Source organism: Kribbella sp. NPDC006257 (genome assembly GCF_040613535.1).
Lineage (GTDB): Bacteria > Actinomycetota > Actinomycetes > Propionibacteriales > Kribbellaceae > Kribbella.
On record NZ_JBEXSJ010000045.1, the window covers coordinates 1 to 26,674 of the forward strand.

The following is a 26,674-nucleotide window of genomic DNA, read 5'->3' on the forward strand; positions in this document are numbered from 1 at the left end:
GACTGGGCGACGCCGGTTCGGTTCGGCCGCTGGCGCGAGGAGTGGGGCGAGGAGGCTGCGACCGAGGTACTCGCCGCGGTGCCCGACGTGGACGCGATCTTCTGCGGCAGCGACGCGATCGCCCGCGGCGCCGAGCGGGTGATCCGGGCCAGCGGCCGCCGGGTGCCCGACGACGTCGCGCTGATCGGCGTCGACAACTGGGAGCAGCTGATGCACGACCAGCGGGTCCGCCGGCACCTGACCACCATCGACGTCGGGCTCGAGGAGATCGGCCGCCTGGTGGCGGATCGCCTGCTCGAGCCCGACCTCGAGCCGGGCATCCAGTACGCCGTACCTCAACTGGTGATCGCGGACACCGCCTGATCGCCGGAGTGGATCGAGTAGCGCGGCACGAACCCGAGGAGTTGCCGAGCCCGAGAGGTGTCGACCAATGACCCGCGACCGGCGACCGGACGCCGCAGCGCAACGGTCGGGGCGTACTCGCGGAGCAGTTCGTCCGTCGGGCGGTCGATCAGGATGTCGGCGGCAGCAAGTCCGACCACATGCGCGCCGGGGGTCTCGCATTCGAGCGCCGCGATGATCGCCCGGACCCCGTCACGCAGGTCGAGGTAGGCCCATCCTTCCCGGGCCATCGACGACGGGTCGCGTTCCGCGGTGGCCCGGAACCGCAGGAGGTGCTGCTGCGACTTCACCAGTGGGAAACGCAGGGCGATCACGTCGGTCCCCCAGCGCCGCCAGACCATCCGGGCGGTCTGCTCGTCCACGTACTTGGACAGCGAGTAGGCATCGGTGATGTCGACCGGCAGGTCCTCGTCGAGCGGGTAGTACGCCGGCACTACCGGGTTCACGTTCATCGGTACGCCGAACGCGTTGATGCTGCTCGCGATCACGGCCCGGCCGATCCCCCGCTGCCCGGCCTGGGCGAGCACGTTGAAGGTCGCGGCGACATTGTTCTCGAACACCTCCTCCGGCGTCCCCAGGCTCGGATGCGGGATCGCGGCCAGATGCACGACGGAGTCCACGTCCTCGAGGGCCGCCGCGACATCGACGGGTGATCGCGCATCGCCGACCAGCGCGCGGTCCGCCCGACTCTCCTGGTCGTAGCCCAGGGACAGCCCGGTCACGCCGTACCCGGCGTCACGCAGGCCGGCCACGGCCGCCCGGCCGATCGATCCGTCCGCACCGGTGACCAGGACCCGGGTCACGCCTTGATCCCGCCGGACAGCCCGACGCCCCGCAGGAACGCCCGCTGGAAGACGAGGAACAGCGCCACCGGGATCAGCAGGGCCAGGAACAGGCCCGCCAACTGGATGTTGAGCTCCGTCACCTTCGCGATCTTCGGCAACGCCACCGAGACCGGCTGCAGATCCGGATTCGTCAGCACCAGCAAAGGCCACAGATAGTCCTTCCACGAGGAGATGATGCTGAGCAGCGCAACCACACCGAGGATCGGCCGCGACAGCGGGAGCACCAGTGCGGTGAACACCCGGAGCGAGCCGGCGCCGTCGATCCTGGCCGCTTCGAAGTACTCCCGCGGGATGCTGTCGAAGAAGCGCTTCACGATCAGCACGTTGAACGCGCTGGCGGCCGGGGGCAGCCAGACGGCCCAGAACGTGTTGGTCAGGTTGGTGTGGACGACCGGGAGCTTCAGCACGGTCAGATACAGCGGGACGAGCGAAACGATGTGGGGCACGAACAGCGTGACCAAGATCGCCGCGGACAGCACCGAACCCCAGCGCGGCCGGAGCACGCTGAGCACGTAGCCGGCCGTCGTACAGACGATCAACGAGCCGAGCGCCGTACCGGCAGCGATGATCGCCGTGTTGGCGAGGTAGTAACCGACGTGACCCTGTTGCCACGCGGTGCCGAGGTTCTGCCACTGCACCTCGCCGGACGGGAACAGCGCGAGTGGCTTGCGGATGCTGTCCTGGGTCGGCGAGATCGCTGCCTTGAGCAACCAGAGGAACGGGCCGAGGCCGGCGACCAGCAGGCCGGCGAACACCACCACCTGCCCGATGACGAACGGCACCCGGACCCGCCGCCGTGTGCGGTCGGTCTGCGAGAGCAGTCCGCGCTCGGCGCTCACTCGGTGCTCCAGCGACGCGTGGCGAGCTGGAAGCCGGCCGAAAGGACGGCGAGGGCCACGGCCAGCAGCACGCTCAACGCCGTGGCCGCGCCGTAGTCACCATTGACGAAGGCGTAGTTGTAGATGAGGAGCAGGATCGTCAAGGTCGAGTTCTGCGGTCCGCCACCGGTGAACAGCAGTGGCTCGGTGAACAGCTGCATGGTCCCGATCACCTGCAACAGCAGCATCAGCAGGAGTACGCCGCGCAGATGCGGCAACATCACGTGCCAGACGCGGCGCAGGATGCCGGCACCGTCGAGTTCGGCCGCCTCGTAGAGGTCGGTCCGGACCGAGGTCAGTGCGGCCAGGTAGATGATCACCGCATTGCCGGCGCCGGCCCAGGTGGCCTCGAGCACGATCGACGGCATCGCCGAATGGGGGCTGTCCAGCCAGGGAAACGGCCCGAGGCCGAACACGCCGAGGATCCCGTTGAACATCCCGTTCGGCGACGGGTCGTAGAAGAACCGCCACAGCAGGATGGCGACCACCGGCGGAGTGATCACCGGCAGGTAGGCCAGCGTCGTGTAGGCCCATGACCGCCCGCGCAGCTCTGACAGGAACATCGCCAGCAGGACCGGCAGCGGGAACCCGAACAGCAAGGCCAGCAAGGTGAACCAGACCGTGTTCACCGTGGCCTGTCCGACCGCGGGATCAGCCAGGACGTACCGGAAGTTCTCCAGCCCGACCCACTTCACCGGATCGACCAGGTTGGTCTGCTGCAGGCTCATCACCAGGCCTTTGACGATCGGCCCCCAGGAGAAGAGCAGGAAGACCAGGAGTACCGGCAGGGCGAACACCACTGCCGGTACTCCGTTGCGCAGACGCCGGAGCAACTCAGCGCCCGAGCTTGGCGTTCACCGTGGCGGCGGCCTTGGTCAGCAGCGCCGGGATGTCGGCCTTCGCATTGCCCAGCACGGTCTGCACGACCGGGTCGAGCGCGGCGTACACCTCCTGCGCCTTCACCGGCGGCTCGGGGATGATCTTCTGCTCGGCCGCCACCTTCGTGTACGGCGCGAAGTTGTCCAGCGGCACGTTCACGTACGGCTTGATCCAGGACTGGTATGTCGCGTACTTGTCGGCCGCGATCACCGGCAGACCCGGGACGCCGACCGGCTGCTTCGCGGCCACGCCGTTCTTGGCGCTGGTCACGGCGGCGTCCTCAGTCACGTACTTGTTGAGGTTGGCGAACTTGATCCACTTGATCGCGGCGGCCTTCTCGGCGTCCGTCGCGGTCTTGCTGACGATCTGGACGCTGCCACCGGTGAGCGTGCCGTGGTCTCCACCCTGCTGCGGGAGCGGGCCCACCCCGAACGACGCCGGCTTGAGCCCGTTGGTGACGACCACGGAGCGGTACATGTCCGGGGCGCCCATGTACATGGCGATCTTGCCGGCCGCGAACGCCTTCTGGATCCCGTCGTAGTCGTAGAGCACGGCCTGGCCCATCGACTTGTCGACCCACTTCATGTCGTGCAGCGCCTGCAGCGCGGCCCGCGACGGCGCGTCGTCGAAGGTCGCCTTGGTTCCCTCGGCGTTCTCGATCGTGCCGCCGAACGCGTAGGTCTGGGTGGTGAACATCCAGCCACCGGTGTTGGTGGTGGTCATCTGCCCGTAGCCGGCCTGACCGGTCTTCGCCGCGATCTGCTTGGCGTCCGCGCGGACCTCGTCCCAGGTCGCCGGCGGTTTGTCCGGATCGAGGCCGGCCTTGCTGAACAGGTCGCGGTTGTAGATCAATCCGATCGAGTACGCCGCGGTCGGGATCGCGTACACGTTACCGGCCTGGTCCTGGCCGATCTTCAGCACGTTCGGGTTGAGCTCGGCCAGCAGCCCGTCGTCCTTCACCGCTTTGGTCAGGTCGGCGACCTGCTTGCGGGCGATCATTCCCTGCGGCTCGGTGAACGGCACGCTCAGTACGTCGGGCAACTGACCGCCGGCCGCCTGCGCCTGGAACGTGGTGGCGTCCCAGATGGTCTCGACCGGGTTCAGCTTGATGTCGGGGTTGGCCTGCTGGAAGTCGGCCACCTTCTTGTCGAACTGCGCCCGGTTGGTCGGATCGGCGCTGCTAGGCCGGTCACCGACGGTGATCGTCACCTGGCCCCCGGCACCGGAATCACCGGCCGTGGACGGTGCGCTGGAGCAGGCCACCAGCCCTGCCAGCAGCGTGAGGGAGGCGGAGAGCGCTGCGGTGGAACGGATTGCGGTTGTGGTCATCGGAACTCCTCAGCGGGGATGGCGATCGTCGCACCGATCGTTTCGCAGAGTAGCGCAAGCGCTTTCGCAAAAGCTAGAGTTCAGTTTCTGCGGCGCAGAATCCGGTCCGCCGGCCGGACCGACCGCCGGTGGGGAAAGGACATCCATGTACGAGCAGGACTGCCCGGTGCTCGTCGTCGGTGGCGGCCTCGGCGGGATCGCCGCCGCCCTGACAGCGGCGCGGCTGGGCCACCGAGTGGTGCTGACCGAGGAGACCGACTGGCTCGGCGGGCAACTCACGGCGCAGGCCGTGCCACCGGACGAGCATCCGTGGATCGAGTCGCAGTACGCATCGCCGAGCTATCGCGACCTACGCAACCGGATCCGGGACTACTACCGCCGCAACTACCCGCTGCGCCCGGAGCCGGCCAGGAATCCGGTGCTGAATCCCGGTCTCGGCTTCGTCAGCCGGCTCTGCCACGAGCCGCGGGTGGCCGTGGCGGTGATCGACGAACTGCTGGCGCCGTACCGCTCAGCCGGTCTGGTGACGACCCTGCTGGAGCATCGGCCCGTCGTGGCCACCACGACCGGCGACCGGATCGAGGCGGTGACGTTCCGGCGACTGACCGACGGGCTCGAAGTCACCGTCTCGGCCGACTACGTCATCGACGCCACCGAGCTCGGTGACGTGGTCGAGCTGGCCGGGGTCGAGCACGTCATCGGGGCTGAAGGCAACAATCAGACCGGTGAGCCACACGCACCCGTGCAGGCTGATCCGCTCGACCAGCAGGCAGTCAGCTGGTGTTTCCCGCTCGAGCACCGCGACGGCGAGGACCACGTCATCGATCGGCCGGCCGGCTACGACCATTGGCGGACCACCGTGGCGCCGTTCTGGCCAGGGCCACAGCTTTCCTGGGTGGACGTCGACCCTGTCGGGCTGAGGCCCAGGGAGCGCCGGATCTTCGACGGCGATCCGGACGCCGCCTTCGTGCTCGATCATTGGCACTACCGGCGGATCCTGGCCCGGAGTCAGTTCGCGGGAGAGCTCATCCGTTCAGACGTCACCCTCGTCAACTGGCCGCAGATCGACTACTGGGAGCTGCCTCTCCTCGGGGTGGATGCGGCGACGACTCAGCGCGCGCTGGCGGGAGCACGGGATCTCTCACTGTCGTTCCTGTACTGGATGCAGACCGAAGCTCCGCGCCCGGATGGCGGCACCGGCTATCCCGGACTTCGCCTGCGACCCGACGTCGTCGACACCTCCGACGGCCTGGCAAAGGCCGTGTACATCCGGGAATCACGCCGCATCCAAGCCGAGTTCACGGTGCTGGAACAACACGTCGGTGTCGAGGCGCGTGGTGAGGACGCGGGCTCAGAGGTCTTCCCCGACAGCGTCGGCATCGGGTCGTACCGGATCGACCTGCATCCGAGTACCGCCGGACGGACTTATGTCGACGTCGACAGCTTTCCGTTCCAGATCCCGCTGGGCGCGTTGATCCCGGTCCGGGTCGACAACCTGCTGCCCGCGAACAAGAACCTCGGCACCACCCACATCACCAACGGCTGTTACCGGCTGCACCCGGTCGAGTGGAGCATCGGCGAGGCTGCCGGTGCGCTCGCCGCTCAGGCGCTGGCCACCAACCGGCCGCCGCGGGAGATCCGCAACAATGCGCGCCGGCTGGAAGATTTCCGCGCGGTGTTGTCGGGCCCGCTCGGCATCCCGCTGGCCTGGTCCGACGAGATCCGCACCCACCCGGCCAACTGGCAGCCGGCCACGAACTGACCCGTCAGGAGACGACGTGAACAACCCGGATTCGCCCGCTTTCGGCGTGAACTACGTTCCCCGCGAGCAGTGGTGGAACGCCTGGCTGGATTTCGACGAGGCGTCGATCGCGGACGACCTCGCCGCGATCGCGGCACTCGGTTGCGACCATGTCCGGATCCAGTGCCTGTGGCCGGTGTTCCAGCCGTTCCCGACCTCGGTCTCGGCGACGGCGATGGCCCGGCTGTCCACCGTGCTGGACCGGGCCGACGCCGCCGGACTGGACGTCTGGGTCACCGTGCTGAACGGATTCCTCAGCGGCTGGGTCTTCCGTCCCGCCTGGATGCACGACCGCAACGTCTTCACCGATCCGCTGGCGATCTCCGCGGCCAGGACGCTGCTCGGCGCCGTCGCCGAAGTCGTCGCCGGACATCCCGCGGGCGCGGGCGTGGACCTCGGGAACGAACCCAACATGCTGGCCGGTTCCGAGCCCGAGCCGGTCACCGGAGCGGACCTCGACGCCTGGGCGCGGTCCATGATCGCGGCGGTCCGGTCGGCGGCACCCGACCTGCCGGTCGTCCTCGGTGCGGATCACCAACCCTGGATGACCGCGAAGCCCGGTTTCGGCCGGCCGCTGCTCGCCAACGAACTCGATCTGACGACCGTCCACGCCTGGCCGTACTTCAGCGGCTTCCTCGGCCGCTTCGGTGAGGACAACGACGTCTCCTGGACGATCGGCGCCTACCTGGCGCGGGTCGCTGCCGCCTATCAGTCGCAGCCACGGCCGATCTGGGTGCAGGAGATCGGCGTCGCCCCTCAATGGATCGCCAGGGTCGCCGTCGAGAATGCGGCCGAGCAGCTGATCCGCGAGGCGCTGTCGGTGCCCGGAGTGGCCGGGCTGTCCTGGTGGGCGTCGCACGACATCCGCCCGGACCACGCCGGCTTCAACTCGATCGAGTACGACCTGGGCCTGCTCGATGTCCACAATCGCGTCAAGCCGGTCGGCCGGCGTTTCGCCGAGACGATCGCCGACCTCCGGCGTACCCGGCCCACTGCACCGGACGTAGCTCAGATCGTCCTCTCCCGGGACGCCATCGCGGACCTCGACTTCGCCGACCGGTGGACAAGCGACTGGGTCGCCGGCGGCCCGCCACGCATCATCCTGGCTACCGGGGAGTGACGCTCTCCTCAGATTCCCAGGCGATCACTTGGCCGCGTTCGACGATTCGGCTTTGCAGCTTGGCGATGTCGACAGCCTGTACGTGGGTCTGTGCCCGCAGCGCCTGCACAGCGGCGACCGCGGCGGACTCGGCCAGGACACAGAAGACGGGCTCCATCCGGGTGGCGGCATAGCCGATGTGGCTCGCCGAGAGGCAGACCGGGACGAGGAGATTGCCGCAGTCCGTCTGCTGCGGGACGACCGCCCGGTAAGGGACCGGATACGGCTCCCCGGTTCCCAGGTGGCCGCCGATGAACATGTCCCCCTCGGTGGCCACCCCGAGTTCGCCGGTCGCAGGGTCGCGATGCGGGATTCGCCGTACCGGATAGACGTCGACGCCGAACAGGGCCAGGCCGATGCTGTCGCCGGGGTCGGTCTGGTTGATCACGTCGGCGTGCGTCACGGTGTAGCTCCCCTCGAGCCGGCGGGTCACCCGCACATAGAGCTGCGGAGGCCACCCGTCGGTGTCGGGGAAGACACTCGCATCGAGACCGTAGGCGGCCGTCTCGGCGCGAAACTCCTCCGGTACAGCGGGATCAGTCGACAGGAAATGGTGCAGGCCGCGCAGGTAGTCGATATGCGCCCGCCAGATTCTCGAGCGATCGTCCCAGTTGCCGTCCTGGTATTCGCGGCTGACACCCAGCGGAGCGTTCGTGATCAGGGATGCGCGCTGGTAGTTGTATTCGCCGGAGTTGATCCAGCCGGGAAAAATGCCTCGGAGTGCTTCTAGGTCGTTCGAGAGGTGTGCGACGTACCGGCGTACCAGTTCGTACTGGTCGGGGGAATAGTCGCCGGGCGGGGTGAGCGGAGCGCGGCGGGCCGGGTCGGTGGTGACGTAGAAGCGGTAGTTGTAGGCCTGCGTGTAGCCGTCGGCGGCTCCGACCGGGAGGCCGTGATCGGGATCGAGCAGCGGGAGCAGACCACTGGTGCTGTCACCCGGTACGACGTACGGGTCGATCGGTGTCCAGTTGGTGACCGGCCGGACGCCGGCGAGCTCTTCACCGAAGGTCTCCTGCGACTCGCGCCCGATGCGATAGGGGACGTCGGCCCGTGCCATCAGATCGCCTTCGTACGACGCGTCGATGAAGACGGCTGCCCGGACCTCGCCGTCGGCGGCGGACTCCGAGGCGGGCAACGGCACGCCCCACCTGTCCGGCTGCGAGGTCTCCAGCTGGATCGACGCGATGCGGTTACCTTCCCGGGTGACCGAACGGACGCGGCGCTCGAAGATCACCTCGATGTCCGTACTCGCGATCCACCGGTGGAACGCCCGCATCACCTCGTGCGGCTGGTCGCCGAAGCCGAACACCGCGTCGCTGGTCAGCCCGCCCACCGCGGCCGGGATCGGGGCATCCTGGTGCGGTTTGATGCCCGCACCGAGCATGCCGCCGAGCCGGCTCCCGGGCTCGACGAGGACGACGGACGCGCCCTCCTGGTACGCCGTCATCGCGGCGACACACCCCGCGGCCGTACCTCCGTACACACAGACATCAGCCGTTGTCGTCATGCCATGTACTGTCCAGCTTCGCTGATCTTCCTGCCCATAGCGATACTGAGCATCGGCATGTACTTTCTTTCCATGCTGACGATGGGCGGCTACCTGCTGGCACGCCGGGCGCAGTTCAGCCTCGCGGTCGACAGCTACGACACCTGGTGTCTACTGCTGCCACGCACCGGAGCGTTCGCCTTCGAGGTGTCGGGCGGGAGTTCAGGAGTCGCGGGATTCGGCGACGTCGTCGTCTGTCCGCCGGGTGGAACGCTGCAGCGCCGGATGCTGAGGCCGATGTCGTTCTTCCACGCGCGGTTCAGCACCGAGCTCGAACCGCCGGCCGGCTGCACCCGGCTTCCTGACGTCGGTCGGCTCCGCGCCGACCTGGCGATGCTCGACTGTGCCGAGGGGCACGCCGACCTGGTGGCCGCACACGTCGTCACCGACCTCATCTTGATGATGCTGCGCGCCCACCGAGATGCTCCCGGCGACGAACTGGTCCGGCGCGCCACGGCATACCTGCTCGAACACTTCGCCTCGCCGGATCTCTCCCTCGCCGACCTGGCCGCGGGCCTCGGCATCAGCCCCGCGCAGCTCTCCCGACGCTTCAAGGCCGTCCAGGGCATCACCCCGGTCGCCTACCTGCGGAACCTCCGTCTCCAGAAGGCCCGCGAACTCCTGACCGAGACCGACGCCACCCTTCAGAGCATCGCCGAACGCTCCGGCTACCGAAGCGCCTTCTACCTCAGCCGCCTCTTCACCCACCACACCGGCTATCCCCCGTCCCACCACCGCAACACCAACCGTGTCTGAGATGGTGTAGCTGAGAGTCCGCGACTGGCGAGGGTGGAGAACCACCGGGGAGCGGCAAGTTGGGTGTGAGCGTCGACCGCCTGGGCGCTTTCTCAGGGAACGTGACTGAGGAGGCGTGTGGTGGAGCTGCGGTACGGGATCAATCCGGGGCAGGCGGCGACGGCTGAGCCAGTGGTGGCTGGTGATTGGCCGGTTCGGGTGGTCAATGGGGAGCCGTCGTACATCAACGTGCTGGATGCGTTGAACGGATGGCAGTTGGTGCGGGAGGCGAGCCTCGGTCTGGGGAGGGTGGCGGCCGCGTCGTTCAACCATGTGTCGCCTGCTGGGGCTGCGGTCGCGGGGGACCTTGATGAGGTCGCGGCTGGGCTGTACGGGGTGCGGGGCGGTGGGGTTGGTGAGCTGACGAGTGCGTATCTGCGGGCGAGGGATGCGGATCCGAAGTCGTCGTACGGGGACTTTGTGGCTGTGTCGCGGCCGGTCGATCTGGAGCTGGCTGAGGTGCTGGGCGGGTTGGTGAGTGACGGGATCGTCGCACCGGGGTTCGAGGCGGGGACGGTTGAGCGGCTCAGTCGGAAGAAGAACGGGCGGTTCCTGGTGATGGAGGCTGATCAGGATTTCGTGCCGCCGCGGGAAGAGATGCGGGAGGTGTACGGCGTACGCCTGACCCAGGAGAGGCCCGAGGAGGCAGTCGGGCCGGCGGTGGCTGGGGAGGACTTGCGGTTGGGGATGGTGGTGGCTCGGTATACGCAGTCCAACTCGGTTTGCTATGTGCGCGACGGGATGACGATCGGAATCGGGGCGGGGCAGCAATCGCGGGTTGATTGCACACGGCTGGCAGGGGCGAAGGCTGATATCTGGTGGCTCAGGCGTCATCCGAAGGTCAGCGGTCTGACGTTCCGGGACGAGGTCAGGCGTCAGGAGCGGATCAACTGGCAGGTGCGGTGGTGCGAGGGCGACCTGACGGCGTACGAGCGGGAGCGGTTCGATCAGGCGCTAGCTGAGCCGGCGCAGGAGTTGACGAGTGCGGAGCGCGCGGAGTGGATCGTGAGGCTCGATGGGGTGGCGTTCGTGTCCGACGGGGCGTTGCCCTTCCGGGACAACGTGGATCACGCGCAGCGGCACGGCGTACGGTCCATCGCTGAGCCGGGTGGGTCGATCAGGTCGGACGAGGTGGCGAAGGCCTGTTCCGAGTACGGGATCACGCTCACCCGCACCGGCGTCAGGTTGTTCCACCACTGAGAAAGGTCAGCGGCCGAAGTCGGAGTCTTTGGGGACTTCCAGGTCGGACTTGGCGAGTTCCTCGATGTTGACGTCGCGGAAGGTGACGACCTTCGCGTTCTTGACGAAGCGGGCCGAGCGGTAGACGTCCCAGACCCAGGCGTCGGCCATGGTCACCTCGAAGTACACGTCACCGCCTTCGGTGCGGACCTTCAGGTCCACCGCGTTGCACAGATAGAAGCGCCGCTCGGTCTCCACGACGTACTTGAAGATCCCGACGACGTCCTTGTACTCCCGATAGAGCTGAAGCTCCATATCGGTTTCGTACTTCTCAAGATCATCGGCACTCATACCTGCGCCTCGCTAACGCTCGGCCCAGGCATGAGTGCATTGGCAGCTCTGTTGTCTGTTCGCTCGCTGCGCTCGCTCATCGGCTCTCCACTCCGGTGGGACTGGTCACATTCTGTCCCATATCGGGCCGCAGACTGCGGCGGACATTCTCGAACCGCCGTCGATGTTGTGGACACGGGCCGTATTCGTCCAGTGCCGCCTGGTGTTCGGGGGTGCAATAGCCCTTGTGTACCGCGAAGTCGTACTGCGGATACACCTCGTGCCAGTGCTGCATGATCCGGTCGCGGGTCACCTTGGCGATCACCGAGGCGGCCGCGATGCACGCCGCCACCCGATCGCCCTTCCAGATCGCCAGTCCCGGGACGCCGAGACCGTCGACGCCGAAGCCGTCGGTCAGCACGTACGACGGGCGCTCGTCGAGCCGGAAGAGGGCGCGGCGCAGCGCCTCCACGTTCGCGACGTGCATGCCCAGCCGGTCGCATTCGGCCGCCTCGATCGAAACCACCGACCAGGCCAGCGCGCGCTCGCGGATCTGCTCGTAGCAGCGGTCGCGGGCCTTCGCGGTGAGCAGCTTGGAGTCGGCCAGTTCGGGGATCTGGCCTCGTTTGCCGTCCGGCAGGATCACCGCGGCGGCGACCAGCGGGCCCGCGCACGGTCCGCGGCCCGCCTCGTCGACGCCGGCGATCGGGTCGAGCCCGACCCGGCGCAGGGCACGCTCGTACCCGTACAGCCCGGCGTCCCGCCGAATCGTGCTCCCCCGCGGCAAAGCGCTCATCCGCGCCCCCTCGGACTCTGCTGGGCCAGAAGATCGCAGTACAAGGTGGGGGTGGTCACGGGACCCAGCGGGTTCGGCTCGGTCACGGGGGCTCCGTTACTTGGGCGGTGGGGTGAGGGAGATCGAGGGCTTGTCCGGCGGCGGGGCGGCCGCGGCCGGGATGTCCTTGAAGGTGTCCGGGATCCCGAGTTTGGCGAATCTGTTGGCCGGCCACACCACCAGGATCGCCCGTCCGGTGACCTTGTCCAGCGGGACGAAGGCGGCGTCGCCCGGGGAGCCACCGTCGGGGCCGGTGTCGCTCAGGTGCACCCGGGAGTCGCCGGACTCGGACCGGTGGTCGCCCATCACGAAGACGCGGCCGGCCGGCACGGTGACCTGGAACTCCATCGCCGAGGGCGCGTCACCGGGGTACAGGTAGCTGGTCTCGTCCAGCGGCTTGCCGTTCACCAGCAGCCGGCCCTTGGAGTCGCAGCAGGCGACCTTGTCGCCCGGCATCCCGATCAGGCGCTTGATCAGGTGTCCGTGACTGGAGTCCGGTAGCAGGCCGACGACCTCGAAGAACCGCCCGATCGAGCCGCGCTTCTGGCCGCTCTCCTCCTGGCCCAGCCAGCCGCCCGGATCCTCGAACACGACCACGTCGCCGCGCTGGACGTCGGTCAGCTTCTCGACCACCACCCGGTCGCCGACCAGCAGGGTGTTCTGCATCGACTCGCTCGGAATGATGAACATCTGGCCGACGAAGGCCCGCAGGATCGACGAGACGATGAGAGCACCGACCACGATCAGCACGAACTCGCGGGCAGCTGCCGCGAGCCCGGAGCGGTGGGGTGATTTCTCTTTCGTCGCAGTCGGTGTCTCAGTCACTTCTTCAGCCCCGGCTTCTTGAAGGTTTCCGGAGGACGCAGCATCGTCATCCGGTCAGACGGCCAGATTACGCAACAGGCCCGGCCAACCACGTTTTCGACCGGAACGAATCCTCCACCGGGGCCACCCATATGGGCGCGGGAGTCGGCCGATTCGGCCCGGTTGTCGCCCATCACCCACAGATGGCCGGGCGGGACGACCACGTCGAAGGGCTGCAGGGAGGGCTTGGCACCCTTCAGCAGGTACTCCTGCTCGTCGAGCGGGATCTTGTTCACCATGATCCGGCCGGACCGGTCACAGCAGATCACCCGGTCGCCGCCGACGCCGATCACCCGTTTGACCAGGTGACCCTCGCCGCTGCGCGGCAGGATGCCGACGAACTCGCCGATCTGCCGGATCGTGCCGGGCGGCTTCTGCTCCTCGTTCAGCCAGTGGCCGGGGTCCTTGAAGACGATGATGTCGCCGCGGTCGACGTCGCGATGCAGATAGCTGACCTTCTCGGCCAGGATCCGGTCGTTCGTCGTCAGCGTGTCGTACATCGACTCCGAGGGCACGTAGAAGGCCTCGGCGACGAACAGCCGCAGCACCACCGTGATGACGAGTGCGAGCACCGTCACGGTGGTCATCTCGACGAGCAGGCTCAGCAGCGGATTCCGCTGCTTGAGCCTACGGTGACGTCCCTTGCTGCGACGTGCTCTCCTGGCGACCGGGCGAGCGCGAGTCGCAGTGCTCGGCGCCATACTTGACCGTCGTTACTAGACGATCAGGAGGCCGGGATGTTGTCCCGCTTCTCCTTGATCTTGGCTGCCTTGCCGCGCAGCTCGCGCAGGTAGTACAGCTTGGCGCGACGCACGTCGCCGCGGGTGACGACCTCGACCTTCTCGACGATCGGGGTGTGCAGCGGGAAGGTGCGCTCGACGCCGACGCCGAAGCTGACCTTGCGGACCGTGAAGGTCTCCTGCAGGCCACCACCGTGGCGGCGGATCACGACACCCTTGAACACCTGGACGCGGGACCGGTTACCTTCGACGACCTTCACGTGCACGTTCACCGTGTCACCGGCGCGGAAGGCCGGGATGTCGTCGCGCTTGCTCGCGTTGTCGAGCTCGTTCAGGAGGTTGCTCATCAGGTGTCTCTCTCTCGCGCGTGCCACAGGTCACCCACGAATGCTCGGTGTGAGAAGTCGAAGATGCCGCCGTGCGGTGGTCACCCCCTGTGGCAGGAGCACCGAACGGACAACAGCGACCAAGTTTGCCACACGACCGTGGCCGATCCGAAATCAGCGCCGGCGGCGCCGCTTGGCCAGCAGCACCAGGTCGACCTTCGCCGTCTGTGACTCGGTCCGCACCTCACGGTAACCGGCCTTGCGGTAGAACCGCAGGTTGCGCTCGCTCTTGGCGCCAGTAGTCAGCTCGTACTGCGTGACGTCGGCCGGCGCGGTTTGTTCGGCAACCCGGAGCAGCTTCGTCCCCACGCCTTTGCCCTGCCAGTCAGGAGCGACCATGAGCCGCCCGATGCGCGCCACTGGGCCGTCCACAGCGACATGGACGGCCCCGACGATCCTGGTACCGGCCACGGCCTTCCAGACGCCACCAGCGCTCACCCGCTCTGCCGAGCCCTCCAGCGCCTCCTGCATCGGCGGAATGGTCAGATCGTCATAGGCCTTTGCCTCAGACAGGTACGCCGCTAGCTGCAGCGTGTGGATCTCTCCTGCGTCTGCCGCGGTTGCCGGGAGCACCTGAACAGCGTCGAGCGCCTCCTTCTCTGAGGAGACAGCAGCACCCCAGGCAGCCAAGAGATCCGGCCGGCGCTCAGCAGTACGCCGTACGGACTCTTCGTGGCGCCACTTGGCGACTAGAGCGTGGTTACCCGACAGGAGGACGTCCGGTACGGCGTGACCTCGCCAGGTGGGCGGCTTCGTGTAGACCGGGTACTCCAGCAGGCCGTCGCCCGAGTGGGACTCCTCTGCCAGGGACTCCGGGTTGCCGATCACTCCCGGAAGCAGGCGTGCGACGGCCTCGACCATCACCAGTACGGCGACCTCGCCACCGTTGAGCACGTAGTCGCCGATGGAGACCTCGTCCACCCGCATCCGCTCGGCAGCGTGCGCCGCTACCCGTGCGTCGATCCCCTCGTAGCGCCCGCAGGCGAACGCGAGCCACGGCTCGGCAGCAAGCTCGTAGGCAAGCTCCTGCGTGAAGGGGCGACCCGCAGGCGTCGGCACGATCAGCCGGGGCTGGGCAGGGCCGTCGATCGGAGCGATAGCGTCCAGCGCCTCGCCCCACGGCTCCGGCTTCATCACCATGCCCGCGCCACCGCCGTACGGCGTGTCGTCCACCGTCCGGTGCCGGTCGTACGTCCACTCGCGCAGATCATGCACCCGTACGTCGAGCAGCCCGCTCTTGGCCGCCTTGCCGACCAGACTCAGATCCAGCGCAGCCAGATACTCCGGAAAAATCGAGACAACATCCAGCCTCATCCCCCACTACCCTCCCCAGAACCAGAACCAGAACCAGAACCGGAGTCCGAGGCGTCCCCGGAGCCGGAGCCGTTGTCCGTGCCGGGGGTGTTGGGGACTACTTCGGCGCCTTCGGGGTCGAGGAGGCCTGGGCGGTCGGCGACGAGGACGAAATTGGCGGTGAGGTTGATCTCGGGGACCAGTTCCTCGACCAGGGGGACCAGTACGGCGTTGCCCGCGGGGCGGCGGATCTCGAGGAGGTCCTGGGACGGGAGGTGGATCACGTCGATCACCTCGCCTGCCTCGGCGCCGTCGGTGGTTCGTACGGCGAGACCGATCAGCTCGCGGTCGTAGTACTCGTCCGACTCCTCCGGGCGCTCGTCCTCGCCGATCTCCGCTTGCAGCTCCAGGTTGCGGAGCAGTTCGGCGGCGGTCCGGTCCGGCGCCTCGGCGAACTTCGCCAGCAGTTTGCCGCTGTGCCAGCGGGTGGATTCGACCGTGAGCGTGCGGGGCGGCTTGGTGGTCGTGACGAGCTGCGCCCCGTCGGCGAACCGGCGGTCCGGCTCGTCGGTCCGGACGATGATCCCGACCTCGCCCTTGATCCCGTGCGCCCGGCCGATCCGGCCGACGATCACCAACACCTCGATACCCCTTAACTTTCTGGTTGCTCCGGGCCCAGTCTGGCCGAAGAGATACCGAAGGGCCGCATCCAGTCTCGGATGCGGCCCTTCGGGAAACAGCTGCGAGTCAGCGGCGCGGGCGCCGGTTGAACTCGTCGACGAAGTCGATCCGGACCGAGGACTCGGAGCTGAGCGCCCCGACCACGGTACGGATGGCCGTCGCCGTCCGGCCGTTGCGGCCGATCACCTTGCCGATGTCGTCGGGGTGCACGTGCACCTCGAGGGTGCGGCCGCGGCGCAGGTTGCGCGAGCGGACGCTGACGTCGTCAGGATTGTCCACGATGCCTCGGACCAGGTGCTCGAGCGCCTCGGTCTCCATCATGGTCAGGCCTTGGCGTCGTCGGCCGGCGCGGCCTCGGCGGCGGGGGCCTCGGCAGCGGCCGGGGTCTCCTCGGCGGCCGGAGCAGCCTCGTCGGCCTTCGGCTCGTCCTTCTTCGCCGCGGCCTTCTTGGCGGTGGTCTTCTTGGCCGTGACAGCCTCGGTCTTCAGCGTGCCGTGCGCCTCGGCGAGGGCCTCGTTGAAGATCTCCTGCTTGTCGCGCTTCGGCTCCTTGACCCGCAGCGGCGCCGGGGCCGGCAGGCCCTTGAACAGCTGCCAGTCACCGCTGGCCTTGAAGATCGCCTCGACGGCCTCGGTCGGCTGCGCGCCGACGCCCAGCCAGTACTGCGCCCGGTCCGACTCGACGTGGATGAACGACGGCTCGGCCTTCGGGTTGTACTTGCCGATCTCCTCGATGGCGCGGCCGTCACGCTTGGTGCGGGCGTCCATGACGACGATGCGGTAGTGCGGCGCACGCTTCTTGCCGATGCGCTTCAAACGGATCTTGACTGCCACGTTTGTGTGGTCTCCCTTGGGAATTCATGTCTGGTTGAGTGAGCCACCGGCGTCGTGGGGACAACGGGTGACCACTCGGATGGGCCGACCGGGACGTGGAGTTAGAGGGCTGCACGCGATCCGGACGACACTCAGCCGTCTAGTCTGCCAGATCCGGCGCTCAGGAACCAATCCGGGCCCTCGACGACAAAAGCGCAGGTCAGGGGCGGAAGGGGGCCAGCTCGGGCAGCCGACTGCTGTAGCCGTCCAGGAGTTGGTGGGCGGCCGTTACCGAGTCGATCAGGGGGTGCCAGGCGAAAGCCCGTACTGCGGCCGCCCGCGACCCGGTAGCTGCGGCCTCGATGGTCGAGCGTTCCACTGCCTTCACGGCGCAGACCAGGCCGGCCTGGTGGTCGGTGAACTGGGTGACTGTGAGCGGCCGCGCACCGTTCGCATCGACCGTGCACGGGATCTCGACCACAGCGTCGTCGTCGAGGTGCCGCAGCGTCCCCCGGTTGCGCACATTGAGGATGAGCGAGGCGCGCTCGTTGTGCGCGATCGCCCGCATCAGTGACAGCGCCACCTGCTCATACCCCCCAGCAGACATGTCCCGCTCGTCCCGCTCCCCCGCGTCGGCCACTGCTCGGCTCTCGACCATGTACGTCGACTCCCGCTCCGCCCTTGTCTTCTGCCACAGCTCCAGCGCATCAGCAGGCCGCCGAGCCGTCTCCGCATAGAACGCGGACTGCTGCTCCAACAGGAACGTCCCCCGCGTCTGCTCAACCGCCTGTACTGCGGCCAGCGTCTCCCGCGCGAAGTAGTAGTAGTGCAGGTACTCATTAGGGATCGACCCCAAAGACCGCAACCACTCGACTCCGAACAGCCGCCCCTCCTCGAAAGCGCCAAGCGCATCAGAGTCAGCAAGCAATGCTGGAAGGTGGTCCACCCCACCGGACTGCAGACCACGCAACCAGCCCAAGTGGTTCAGCCCTGCGTAGTCGTAGAACACAGTCGACGCGTCCAGCCCAAGAGCGAGCGCAGCACGACGCCCGAGCCCCGACGGCGAGTCACAGATACCGATCACCCGGTCACCCAGGTACGGAATCATCGCCTCGGTCACCATCCCAGCAGGGTTGGTGAAGTTGATGACCCACGCCTCGGGTGCCAGCTCAGCGATCCGCTGCGCGATCCCCACCGCGACAGGCAGCGTCCGGAGCGCATAGGCGATCCCGCCCGCTCCCACGGTCTCCTGCCCGAGTACGCCGAGGTCCAGCGCGACCCGTTCGTCAATGGTCCGCCCCTCGAGCCCACCGACCCGGATGGCGGAGAAGATGAAGTCCGACCCGCGCAGAGCCTCGTCGAGATCGGTCGTCTCGGTCACCACCGGCGCATCGGAGTACCGGGCAGCCTGCTGGCGTAGTACGGCGCCGATGGAGGACAGCCGGGCCCGGTCGGTGTCGTAGAGCATCACCGACGTGATCCGGCCTGCACCGCGGTCACCGAGCAGCGCCTGGTAGACGAGCGGCACCCGGAACCCACCGCCGCCAAGGATGGTCAGCCTCATGCCAAGATCACCTGTACCCCCGCCTCTGTCAGTTGGGTCCGGGTCGCCTCGTCGGCAGCGGACTCGGTCACTACTACTGAAAGCTCGGTCGGCTCACAGACCTTGGCTACCCCATGGCCGGGGAACTTGGTCGCGTCCGCGAGAAGCACTACCCGGTCGGCGGCCTTGATCATCGCGCGCTTCACCGGTACCTCGATCATCGTGCTGTCCATCACGCCACCGTCCGGACGGACACCACTGGTCCCCAGGAACAGCCAGTCGACATGCACCTGCCGGAGCGACTCCTCGGTCAGGTAGCCGACCAGCGAGCGGTAGCTACGGCGTACGAAGCCGCCCAGGATGATCAGCTCGATCTCCTCGTCGTTCTGCAGCTCCTCCAGTACTGCGAGGTTGCTGGTCACCACGGTCACCGACCGGCCGTGCAGATGCTGCGCCAGCCGGAGCGCCGTAGTACCGATGTCCAGCAGCACGGACTGGCCGTCGCTGATCAGGGAAGCTGCGCGACGAGCGATCCGGTCCTTCTCGTCGACGTTCACCACACTCACGTCGGCGAACGGCTCGTCGCCACCGTCGACAGCCAGCGCACCGCCGTAGACACGGGTCAGCCGGCCCTGCTCGTGCAGCTGCTCCAGGTCGCGGCGGATCGTGGCTTCGCTGACCCCCAGCTGGGCAGCCAGCACCTTCACGCCCCCGGCCCCATCGGCCTTGAGCGCGCGGACGATCTGATCCTGACGCTGCTTTGGCAACACAGAGAGACCGTATCACGCAAACTCCGTCATAGTCAGTCATCTGATTGCACACCTATTGCGTAGTCTGCTCAAAAGATCCACACTGTCTGCACGAGTTTGAGCGACCCTGCAGGAGTGTGCTGGTGATGAGCGAACTGGACGTGGTCGTGTCCGGGCTGGTCTTCCATGACCTGGTGCTCGGGCTGCCCACTCCGCCGCGGCCCGGCACCGAGGTGTGGGCCACCGACTCCGCCGAAAGCCCGGGCGGCATCGCCAACTTCGCGGTCGCCCTCGCGAGACTCGGTCTAAGCACAGGTTTGGCCGCGGTCTTCGGTGACGACGACCTGGGCAACCGCACCTGGCAGCGACTCGAGACCGGCGAGGGCATCGACCTCACCCACTCCCGCAAGATCAGCGGCTGGCACACCCCACTCACGGTGGCCCTTGCCTACGACAACGACCGTGCCCTCGTGACCCGAGGCACTACTCCCCCACTCAGCGCAGACGACTTACTACAGACGCCACCGGCCGCCAGAGCTGTTGCCGCACACATCGGTCCGTGGCCGAACGAGTGGCTGGCCAAGGCAAAAGCAGCAGGCAGCCTGGTGTTCGCAGACGTCGGCTGGGACCCGGCCGAGCAGTGGGACTCCGCAGTACTCGACCAACTCGAACACTGCGACGTCTTCCTCCCCAATGCCGGTGAAGCCATGAGCTACACCCGTACTACGACGCCGGCCGCCGCCCTGCGTCAGCTGGCCGAGCGGGTGCCCGTGGTCGTCGTGTCGGACGGCTCCAACGGCGCACTGGCGATCGACGCCGGCTCCGGCGAGGAAGTCGCAGTACCGGCGTACGCAGTACCGGCTGTTGATACCACCGGAGCGGGCGATGTTTTCGCCGCCGGGTTCATCGCGGCCACCTTGTGGGAGCTGCCGCTGGCCGAGCGCGTGCGGTTCGGCGCGCTCGTCGCCGCGCTCTCGGTCACCCGGCTGGGCGGTGCCGACGCGGCGCCGACCTGGGCCGAGATCGAGGCGTGGCAGAACCGCAATCCATCAGACGGGGCAATCGACGCGCTGATCCGCGCGCACCAAGGAAGGTAGAAACATGGAGCTCTCTCGTCGCACCTTGATCGCCGGGGGCTTCGCCGCCATGCTCGGCGGAACCGTGGTCGGCTGCTCGTCCAGCATGGACGCCGGCACGACCAAGAAGAATGCCACCGGCAACATCTCGTTGTGGTGCTGGCCGGGCGGGCTGGGCAAGTCCGTGCTGGACGACACGATCGCGCACTTCCCCGACCAGCACATCAAGTACTCCGAGGTCGGCGGCGACTTCAAGCAGAAGTTGGTCACCACGTTCAACGGCGGGACGTCGATCCCGGACATCACCGGCATCAAGGGCGAGGACATCGCCTCGATGCTGCCGCAGGCCAACCGGTTCGTGGATCTGAAGACGATCGGCGCCGACTCGATCCTGGGCGACTACCTGGACTGGAAGGTCAAGCAGGCCACCACGCTGGACGGCAAGGTGATCGGCATCCCGATCGACATCGGCCCGACCGCGCTGTTCTACCGCGCGGACGTCTTCGCCGCCGGCGGGCTGCCCAGCGACCCGGCCAAGGTAGCTGAGCAACTGAAGACCTGGGACGACTTCATCGCGGCCGGGGTGGAGCTGAAGAAGTCCAACCCGAAGGCGTTCATCGTCGCCGATGCGACCGACCTGTACGGCACCATCGTCAACCAGGGCACAGCGCGCTACATCGACAAGGACAACAAGTTCATCGGCGACCAGGACCACATCCGCAAGGCCTGGGACACCGCGGTGAAGGCGGTGACGCTCAAGGTCGACGGCAAGACCCTCGGTGGTTCGCCGGACTGGAATGCCGGCCTCGACAAGGGGACGGTGCCCACGGTCACCGGCGCCGCCTGGGTCGCGCTGGACATCAAGGCGGCCTGCAAGACCAGCATCGGCAAGTGGCGGGTCGCCCCGACGCCGAGCGGACCGGCGAACTTCGGTGGTTCGTTCCTCACCATCACCAAGAACGCCGCCGACCCGAAGGCCGCGCTCGAGGTGATCAAGTACATGCTGAGCCCGGACAACGAGGCCAAGGCCTTCGCCGACGCGCAGATCTTCCCGGCCGCGCCCGCGGCGTACGACAAGCCGCAACTCAAGGCGGCCGACCCGTTCTTCGGCGGCCAGGTGCCGATCGAGGTCTTCGGACCTGCGGCCAAGAACATCCCGATCGCCTACGAGGCGCCGCTGGACAGTGCGATCGCGGTCCCGTTCACCGACGGTCTCAAGCTCGTCCAGGCCGGCAAGAAGTCGTCCGACGCGGCCTGGGCGGAGGCCGTCTCGAAGGCGAAGCAGATCGGCAAGCGTCAGGGCGTGCAGTGACCCTGACTGCGACAGCTCCGTCGAGAAGGGCCCGTACTGCGAAGCCGCAGCGCCGCCGGGGCGTCCTGTCGTACTGGCGCTTCTACCTCGCGTTGTCGCCGTTCTACCTGATCTTCCTGGTTTTCGGGCTCTACCCGGTCGCCTCGACGATCCTGCTCGCGTTCCAGAAATGGGACGGGCTCGGACCGCGCAAGATGGTCGGGCTGCAGAACTTCGGCTTCCTGATCGAGGACAGCACGTTCTGGTTGTCACTGTGGAACACGGTGATCCTGTTCGTGATGTCGACGGTGCCGACGCTGGTGATCGCCATGACGCTCGCGGTGATGCTGCACTCCGCCGTACGGTTCAAGGGCATCTACCGGATCGCGTACTTCATCCCGAACATCACCTCACTGGTGGCGGCGGCGATCTTCTTCGCCGCCGTCTTCAGTACCAACTTCGGGCTGATCAACTCCGTACTACGGTCGCTCGGGTTGCCCACCGAGGACTGGCTCCGGCAACCCTGGGGCATCAAGATCGCGATCTCCACGATGATCGTGTGGCAGTGGGCCGGCTACAACACGATCATCTATCTGGCCGGATTGCAGGCGATCCCGACCGAGCAGTACGAGGCGGCCAAGGTCGACGGAGCCGGCCCGTTCCGGACGTTCTTCTTGATCACCCTGCCGCAACTGCGCCCCGTCGTACTGTTCACGGTCATCATGTCGACGATCGGTGGCCTGCAGACCTTCACCGAGCCACAGGTGATGGTCGGCAACAACGGTGGCACCGGGCAGAGCGGCATGACCGTGGTCATGTACTTCTACAACCAGGCCTTCTTCAACAACGACTACGGGTACGCCGGTGCGATTGCCCTGAGCATCTTCATGCTCGTGTTGTTGTTCACGGCAATCAACTGGAAGCTGCTGGGCGGAAGGGGACGCCAGTGAAGTGGCGTGGCGTGCTGATGCATGGGCTGCTGGCCGTTGCCGGGCTGCTGTGCCTGTTCCCGTTCTACTGGACGCTCGTGATGGCGACCAACACGACGTCGGACATCTACCGGTACCCGCCGAAGTTCACCTTCGGGTCGCAGCTCGACGACAACATCCACGCGGTGCTGCAGAACGTGGCGTTCTTCCAGTCGATGGGGAACACGGCTGTGGTGGCTGTCTCCACCACATTGCTCGTGCTGTTCTTCGATTCGCTGGCGGCGTTCACCTTTGCGAAGTTCCGGTTCCCGGGGCGCAATGTGTTGTTCGTGATCCTGCTGGCGACGATGCTTCTTCCTGCGCAACTGGGCGCAGTACCGCAGTTCCAGACGATGGCCGCGTTCGGCTGGGTCGGGTCGTTGAAGGCACTGGTCATTCCGGCGGCTGCTAACGCTTTCGGGATCTTCTGGTTGCGGCAGTACTTCCAGAACTCGATCCATGACGAGTTGGTGGAGGCGGCGACGCTGGACGGCTGTGGCTTCCTCGGGATCTACCGGAACGTGGCCTTGCCGTCGGCGCGGCCGGCGTTGGCGTTCCTCGGGATCTTCACCTTCGTCGGTTCGTGGAACGACTACTTCTGGCCGCTGATCGTGCTGACCAACCCGGATCACCTGACGCTGCAGGTGGCGCTGTCGTCGCTGAACCGCAGCCACGGCGTCGACTACAGCATGGTGATGACCGGCGCGCTGATGGCGATGATCCCGCTGATCGTCATCTTCACCATCTTCGCCCGTCAGTTCATCAAGGGCGCCACCGAAGGAGCAATCCGAGGCTGAGGGTCGTCAGCCTTTCGGCTGCGCGGCGTAGAGCTGATCGGCGCCGGGACCGGTCAGCTCGGTCCGCGCGACCGGGCGGCCGTTGAGCACCCGCAGTACGGTGACGCCACTCGCGTTCACCTGTGCGCCTTCGCCGTACGACCAGTCGTAGTCATCGGCAACCAACCGCAGACCCTGAAGTCGCTTCCGGGCATTCCGACCGACCGAGATCGTCATCGGCCAACGAATGCTGACCGAGAAGTCGGCAACCGGCGCGAACACCTCGGGCGGGATCGTCCGGAGCTTGCCCAGCGGAACCCTGATGTCGAGCGAATGGACCACGGTGTCCACCAGCGCAGCGATCTCCGGTACGCCGGCGGGCTTTGCGCCTGCGGCGGCGTTGGTCCGCAACTGCTGGATGATCTCGGCCGGACCACGCTGGGCCCATTTCTTGGACACCTCCGCGCTGGCCTTGTTGACCCGGAACCCGTACCTGAGCAGGCCTCCGAGCATTTCGCCCCGCGGGACCACCGGCGCGAAGGTGAGATGCGCTGCCACGTCTTGCACGCGCCACTCTCCGCACAGCGAAGGGGTAGCCCACTCATCCGGAGTCAGCGTCTCCAGGAAGTCGGCCAGCACCAACCGCTCGCTTCTGATCAGCTCAGTCAGCTCCCCCATGAGCAGAGTGTTGCACTCGCCGAAGGCTCAGGACCAGAGCTGCGTCACCTTCGCCCCGTAGTTCGTCAGGGGCGCGGCCGAAGGGGCGATCCGGGGCTGATCAAGAGACTGCCGAGTACTCCCAGCACCACCAGACCGTTGGCGAGCCAGCTGGTGAGCAGCACGGAACTCGACCCGCCGATGGTGAGCGCGGGAACGACGGCGATGGCAGAGAACATCGCGTACGTCGTTGTTGCCGCGCTGAGCCAGACTTTGGTAGTCGCGTCCACGGCTGCCAGGGCGAACCACGCCAGGGCGACCAGGACGATCGGGTCCAGCGCGGCCAGCTTTGTGACGGTCAAGAAGGAGTAGCCATCGGACTCCTTGATCCCTGCGCTGATGAGGAGCAGGAGGCCGCCGGTGATGACGAGGGCGGCGGCCGGCAGTGGTACTGGCCAGAGTCGCGTCAGCTTCGGTTTGATCAATGCGATGAGTCCGACTGCCATGGCACCGGCGATCGCTGTGGTGGCGAGCCACTCGTTGACTTCATCCACGGCGATGCCGCTGCCGAGGATCAGGAAGCCGTCCTCGATGAGGGCGAAGACGCAGCCGGCTACGACGCCGAGCGTGAGCGCGGCCCAACGTCTCGACAACCTGATCGCAAGACTTGCCACCAGCGCGAGGAGCGAGGCGAGGATCTCCGGATCACTCCAACTCCGGTAGACATGCCACCCGGTATCCGAGTCATACCAAACCTTGTACGTCTCCGGCGGTCCCGGCCAGTTGATCAGGACCAGGAGCAACGCACCTACAGCCAGCCCCGCAACCACCCACCAAGAAGCAACAGTTGTCTCAGGCAACTGCGCGAAAGACTGAGGTGAACCAGCCGGCTGAGGTTCAGGCGCAGCAGCGCGCGGGACCACGGCAGGCTGGGGCGAGGCGGGCGGCCGGCCAGCCGAAGCGGGCTGGCCTTCAGGCGGAGTACGCGACTGGATTCCCGACGCGAGATCCGGCGGCTCCGCCGCGATGGGCTGAGGTTCAGCTGGAGTCACGCGCGAGGCGCCTGCGGGCTCGCGCTCAGGCTGCGCCTTCGCCCTCATCGGGGTGCTAGGAGGAGGGGACGCCGGTTCTGGGCGCGGTGCGGTGGGTGCTGGGGGTGGTTCGGGGACTTGTAGGTGGAGGGGGATTGTCCGGGTGCCGGTGGGGGCGGTGAGGAGGAGGATGGCTTCGTGGGGGCCTGGGGGTTGGGGGGTTGTGGTCAGGCGGATCTGGGTGGTGATTTGTTCTATCTGGAGCCACGGGGTGGGGGTGGTGGCTACTGCGGTCTGGGCCAGTGGGGGGCCGGTCAGTTGGAGGGTGGTGGGGGTGGTGGGATCGAGCGTGAGGTCGGCCGGAGTGGTTTGCGGGATGGCTGCGGCGACGGCGTGGCGGGCGGCTTCGGAGACCTTGCGGCTGTCGTCTTCGGTGAGGTGCTGGAGCGCCTGCCAGGCGGCGTACGCCTGACCTAGATCCGCGCCGAGTACTTGTTCGCGGAGGTAGTCGACGACGCCGAATCTGGTGGCCGTCAAAGGGCTGTCCATGGCTTCGAGCAGCTCCTGAGCAAGCGGCGTCGGGGTGATCCGGCGTACTCGGCTGCGGGCGATCAGCAACTCGCCTTGGGATCCGAAGGTCCACATCTGCGGGTTCTGGTTGGGCGTCACCCGGTGGACCCGATCGGTGACGAAGCCGACCAGTTCGGTGAGACCCACCCACCCGTCACCGTCGCGATCAGCTTCGCCGGTGGTCAGACCGTCGACCACGGCACCCGTGAAGACCGAAGGCCGGGGCTTGGTTGCGTCGGTCGCGAGCTGCCCACCCTCGAACGCGTATTCCATCGCGCTGGAAGCCGTCACGATCACCCGGCCGCGCCCACCACCAACACCTTCCTGCCCAGCAAAGGCATCCCGCACCTGAGCCTCACCAGTCGCTCGCACGACCATGCCGCGCGGGAATGCGCCGCCGTAGCAACAATCGAGGAACAGCGCGATCCGCTGCGCCCGGCTGTCCGCCATCTGCCGGTTGACGAAGTCGGCCGCCACCGCCGTGGACGCGAGCCGAGTCGGCTTGGTGTCGGCGACCGCAAGGAACAGTTCGCCGGCCGCGTTCTTCAAACCGTGGCAGGAGAAGTGCAGCAACAGCAGGTCTTCCGGCGCCCGGTCGGCGAAGAAGTCTTCGACGGCGTACCGGATCTCCTGCGCCGACTCGTTCTGCAGCACGGTGACCTCGAAGCCGCCGACCGACGGATCCCCGAGCGCCTCCGCCAGCGCGGCCGCGTCCTGCGCCGGTGCCACCAGCCGGCGCAACCCCGGATCGCTGTACTCGTCGTTCGCTATGACCAGAGCGACTCGCGTGCCGTCCATGTCATCCGCCGTGCTTCTTCACCCAGGCGTCGACCAGCCGCTGCTGTACGTCGTCACTGGCGCCGGTCAGCTCGATCACGTCCCCGTCGATCGCGATCTTCACCGTCCGCCCGCTGTCCGATCTCCGCAGCCAGTCGCGGACCACGGCAACGACCGCACCCATCACCTGCAGCCCGGGCTGCAGCGAAACCGTCAGTACGCCGGCGATCGCCGCCAGCGCGGATCGCGATCCGTCGGGCGCCTCGCCCTCGGCGTACGGCTCGACCGATCGCACGTTGAGCGCCAGCAGTTCCTGCCGCAGCATCAACGCGAGCTCTTCCAGCCGCGCGTCGTCGGACCCCGCTTCGACCACGCCGAGCCGAACCTCTGCGCCCATCGCTTCTCCCCCAACCCCCAGGCCGCAAAGCTCTGTTCCAACCATGCGCCCGCACCGCGCCGATCACAAGGCGTGACGCAGGGAC

Annotated in this window: 28 protein-coding genes and 1 riboswitch; of the genes, 9 read left to right on the forward strand and 19 right to left on the reverse strand. The window is 67.2% G+C overall.

Features of this window, described 5'->3' with window-relative positions; translation table 11 throughout:
* Positions 1-363 (forward strand): substrate-binding domain-containing protein (locus tag ABZ004_RS35655; protein ID WP_355686003.1); only part of this gene is annotated, 363 nt, incomplete at its 5' end.
* On the opposite strand, the gene ABZ004_RS35660 is transcribed toward ABZ004_RS35655, so the two are convergent.
* Genes ABZ004_RS35660 through ABZ004_RS35675 form a run of 4 tightly spaced genes read right to left on the reverse strand, consistent with a single transcriptional unit; the run spans position 336 to position 4,333 of the window.
* Positions 336-1,205, reverse strand: a complete 870-nt coding sequence (locus ABZ004_RS35660; protein ID WP_355686005.1) for an NAD(P)-dependent oxidoreductase — start codon at positions 1,203-1,205, stop codon at positions 336-338. The genes ABZ004_RS35655 and ABZ004_RS35660 overlap by 28 nt on opposite strands.
* Complete coding sequence (locus tag ABZ004_RS35665; RefSeq protein WP_355686007.1) at positions 1,202-2,086, reverse strand: carbohydrate ABC transporter permease; 885 nt, start codon at positions 2,084-2,086, stop codon at positions 1,202-1,204. Before ABZ004_RS35665 ends, ABZ004_RS35660 begins: the two co-directional genes overlap by 4 nt.
* Complete coding sequence (locus ABZ004_RS35670; RefSeq protein ID WP_355686009.1) at positions 2,083-2,922, reverse strand: sugar ABC transporter permease; 840 nt, start codon at positions 2,920-2,922, stop codon at positions 2,083-2,085. Before ABZ004_RS35670 ends, ABZ004_RS35665 begins: the two co-directional genes overlap by 4 nt.
* A 37-nt stretch (positions 2,923-2,959) precedes the next feature.
* Positions 2,960-4,333 carry an extracellular solute-binding protein gene (locus ABZ004_RS35675; protein ID WP_355686010.1) on the reverse strand — a complete coding sequence of 458 codons (1,374 nt, stop codon included), beginning with the start codon at positions 4,331-4,333 and terminating at the stop codon, positions 2,960-2,962.
* Between the two features lie 145 nt (positions 4,334-4,478).
* On the opposite strand from ABZ004_RS35675, the gene ABZ004_RS35680 reads away from it, so the two are divergent.
* Positions 4,479-6,095, forward strand: coding sequence for an FAD-dependent oxidoreductase (locus tag ABZ004_RS35680; protein WP_355686012.1), 1,617 nt, complete (start codon positions 4,479-4,481; stop codon positions 6,093-6,095).
* Positions 6,096-6,111: 16 nt separating this feature from the next.
* Positions 6,112-7,254 (forward strand): cellulase family glycosylhydrolase, encoded by a 1,143-nt coding sequence (locus ABZ004_RS35685; protein WP_355686014.1) that lies wholly within the window; start codon positions 6,112-6,114, stop codon positions 7,252-7,254.
* Here ABZ004_RS35685 and ABZ004_RS35690 read toward each other — a convergent pair.
* Entirely contained in the window at positions 7,241-8,800 is a 1,560-nt protein-coding gene (locus ABZ004_RS35690) for an FAD-dependent oxidoreductase (protein ID WP_355686016.1), read from the reverse strand. The genes ABZ004_RS35685 and ABZ004_RS35690 overlap by 14 nt on opposite strands.
* A gap of 57 nt (positions 8,801-8,857) precedes the next feature.
* On the opposite strand from ABZ004_RS35690, the gene ABZ004_RS35695 reads away from it, so the two are divergent.
* Together ABZ004_RS35695 and ABZ004_RS35700 are read left to right on the forward strand one after the other, a co-directional pair.
* Positions 8,858-9,595, forward strand: a complete 738-nt coding sequence (locus ABZ004_RS35695) for an AraC family transcriptional regulator (RefSeq protein ID WP_355686018.1) — start codon at positions 8,858-8,860, stop codon at positions 9,593-9,595.
* Positions 9,596-9,605: 10 nt separating this feature from the next.
* Positions 9,606-9,688, forward strand: a riboswitch (ZMP/ZTP riboswitch).
* 27 nt (positions 9,689-9,715) lie between these two features.
* The gene (locus tag ABZ004_RS35700) at positions 9,716-10,834 is read left to right on the forward strand and encodes a phosphoribosylaminoimidazolecarboxamide formyltransferase (RefSeq protein ID WP_355686020.1); all 1,119 of its coding nucleotides are present in this window, start codon (positions 9,716-9,718) and stop codon (positions 10,832-10,834) included.
* A 6-nt stretch (positions 10,835-10,840) separates the two neighbouring features.
* On the opposite strand, the gene ABZ004_RS35705 is transcribed toward ABZ004_RS35700, so the two are convergent.
* From ABZ004_RS35705 to ABZ004_RS35755, 11 genes are all read right to left on the reverse strand, one after another.
* Complete coding sequence (locus ABZ004_RS35705; RefSeq protein ID WP_012922325.1) at positions 10,841-11,164, reverse strand: DUF2469 domain-containing protein; 324 nt, start codon at positions 11,162-11,164, stop codon at positions 10,841-10,843.
* A gap of 76 nt (positions 11,165-11,240) precedes the next feature.
* Positions 11,241-11,939, reverse strand: a complete 699-nt coding sequence (locus ABZ004_RS35710) for a ribonuclease HII (protein ID WP_355686021.1) — start codon at positions 11,937-11,939, stop codon at positions 11,241-11,243.
* A 96-nt stretch (positions 11,940-12,035) separates the two neighbouring features.
* Positions 12,036-12,803, reverse strand: a complete 768-nt coding sequence (gene lepB / locus ABZ004_RS35715; protein ID WP_355686023.1) for a signal peptidase I — start codon at positions 12,801-12,803, stop codon at positions 12,036-12,038.
* Positions 12,800-13,429, reverse strand: coding sequence for a signal peptidase I (lepB, locus tag ABZ004_RS35720; RefSeq protein WP_355686025.1), 630 nt, complete (start codon positions 13,427-13,429; stop codon positions 12,800-12,802). The genes lepB (ABZ004_RS35715) and lepB (ABZ004_RS35720) overlap by 4 nt, the downstream gene beginning before the upstream one ends.
* A 137-nt stretch (positions 13,430-13,566) precedes the next feature.
* Positions 13,567-13,929 carry a 50S ribosomal protein L19 gene (rplS, locus tag ABZ004_RS35725; protein WP_355686027.1) on the reverse strand — a complete coding sequence of 121 codons (363 nt, stop codon included), beginning with the start codon at positions 13,927-13,929 and terminating at the stop codon, positions 13,567-13,569.
* Between the two features lie 153 nt (positions 13,930-14,082).
* Positions 14,083-15,282 carry a tRNA (guanosine(37)-N1)-methyltransferase TrmD gene (trmD, locus tag ABZ004_RS35730; RefSeq protein ID WP_355686029.1) on the reverse strand — a complete coding sequence of 400 codons (1,200 nt, stop codon included), beginning with the start codon at positions 15,280-15,282 and terminating at the stop codon, positions 14,083-14,085.
* Complete coding sequence (gene rimM / locus ABZ004_RS35735; RefSeq protein WP_355686030.1) at positions 15,279-15,902, reverse strand: ribosome maturation factor RimM; 624 nt, start codon at positions 15,900-15,902, stop codon at positions 15,279-15,281. Before rimM ends, trmD begins: the two co-directional genes overlap by 4 nt.
* Positions 15,903-16,008: 106 nt before the next feature.
* Positions 16,009-16,260 carry an RNA-binding protein gene (locus tag ABZ004_RS35740; RefSeq protein ID WP_355686121.1) on the reverse strand — a complete coding sequence of 84 codons (252 nt, stop codon included), beginning with the start codon at positions 16,258-16,260 and terminating at the stop codon, positions 16,009-16,011.
* Positions 16,261-16,265: 5 nt separating this feature from the next.
* A complete protein-coding gene (gene rpsP / locus ABZ004_RS35745) occupies positions 16,266-16,775 on the reverse strand; it encodes a 30S ribosomal protein S16 (protein ID WP_355686032.1) in 510 nt (169 codons plus the stop codon).
* Between the two features lie 199 nt (positions 16,776-16,974).
* Positions 16,975-18,318, reverse strand: a complete 1,344-nt coding sequence (locus tag ABZ004_RS35750) for a 6-phospho-beta-glucosidase (RefSeq protein ID WP_355686034.1) — start codon at positions 18,316-18,318, stop codon at positions 16,975-16,977.
* Positions 18,315-19,067: a DeoR/GlpR family DNA-binding transcription regulator gene (locus tag ABZ004_RS35755; protein ID WP_355686036.1), complete on the reverse strand. Its 753-nt coding sequence runs from the start codon at positions 19,065-19,067 to the stop codon at positions 18,315-18,317. Before ABZ004_RS35755 ends, ABZ004_RS35750 begins: the two co-directional genes overlap by 4 nt.
* A gap of 125 nt (positions 19,068-19,192) precedes the next feature.
* Between ABZ004_RS35755 and ABZ004_RS35760 the strand changes: the two genes are divergently transcribed.
* Genes ABZ004_RS35760 through ABZ004_RS35775 form a run of 4 tightly spaced genes read left to right on the forward strand, consistent with a single transcriptional unit; the run spans position 19,193 to position 23,178 of the window.
* Positions 19,193-20,143: a carbohydrate kinase family protein gene (locus ABZ004_RS35760; protein WP_355686038.1), complete on the forward strand. Its 951-nt coding sequence runs from the start codon at positions 19,193-19,195 to the stop codon at positions 20,141-20,143.
* A gap of 4 nt (positions 20,144-20,147) precedes the next feature.
* Positions 20,148-21,434, forward strand: coding sequence for an extracellular solute-binding protein (locus ABZ004_RS35765; protein WP_355686040.1), 1,287 nt, complete (start codon positions 20,148-20,150; stop codon positions 21,432-21,434).
* Entirely contained in the window at positions 21,431-22,363 is a 933-nt protein-coding gene (locus ABZ004_RS35770) for a sugar ABC transporter permease (protein WP_355686042.1), read from the forward strand. Before ABZ004_RS35765 ends, ABZ004_RS35770 begins: the two co-directional genes overlap by 4 nt.
* 17 nt (positions 22,364-22,380) lie before the next feature.
* A complete protein-coding gene (locus ABZ004_RS35775) occupies positions 22,381-23,178 on the forward strand; it encodes a carbohydrate ABC transporter permease (protein WP_355686122.1) in 798 nt (265 codons plus the stop codon).
* Between the two features lie 6 nt (positions 23,179-23,184).
* Here the strand turns inward: ABZ004_RS35775 and ABZ004_RS35780 are convergent, their stop codons facing one another.
* The 3 genes from ABZ004_RS35780 to ABZ004_RS35790 form a co-directional block, all read right to left on the reverse strand.
* On the reverse strand, positions 23,185-23,835 hold the full coding sequence (locus tag ABZ004_RS35780; protein ID WP_355686043.1) for a maleylpyruvate isomerase family mycothiol-dependent enzyme: 651 nt from the start codon (positions 23,833-23,835) through the stop codon (positions 23,185-23,187).
* A 65-nt stretch (positions 23,836-23,900) separates the two neighbouring features.
* Complete coding sequence (locus tag ABZ004_RS35785) at positions 23,901-26,213, reverse strand: caspase family protein (protein ID WP_355686045.1); 2,313 nt, start codon at positions 26,211-26,213, stop codon at positions 23,901-23,903.
* A gap of 1 nt (position 26,214) precedes the next feature.
* Positions 26,215-26,589, reverse strand: coding sequence for a hypothetical protein (locus ABZ004_RS35790; protein ID WP_355686046.1), 375 nt, complete (start codon positions 26,587-26,589; stop codon positions 26,215-26,217).
* Positions 26,590-26,674: the final 85 nt, after the last annotated feature.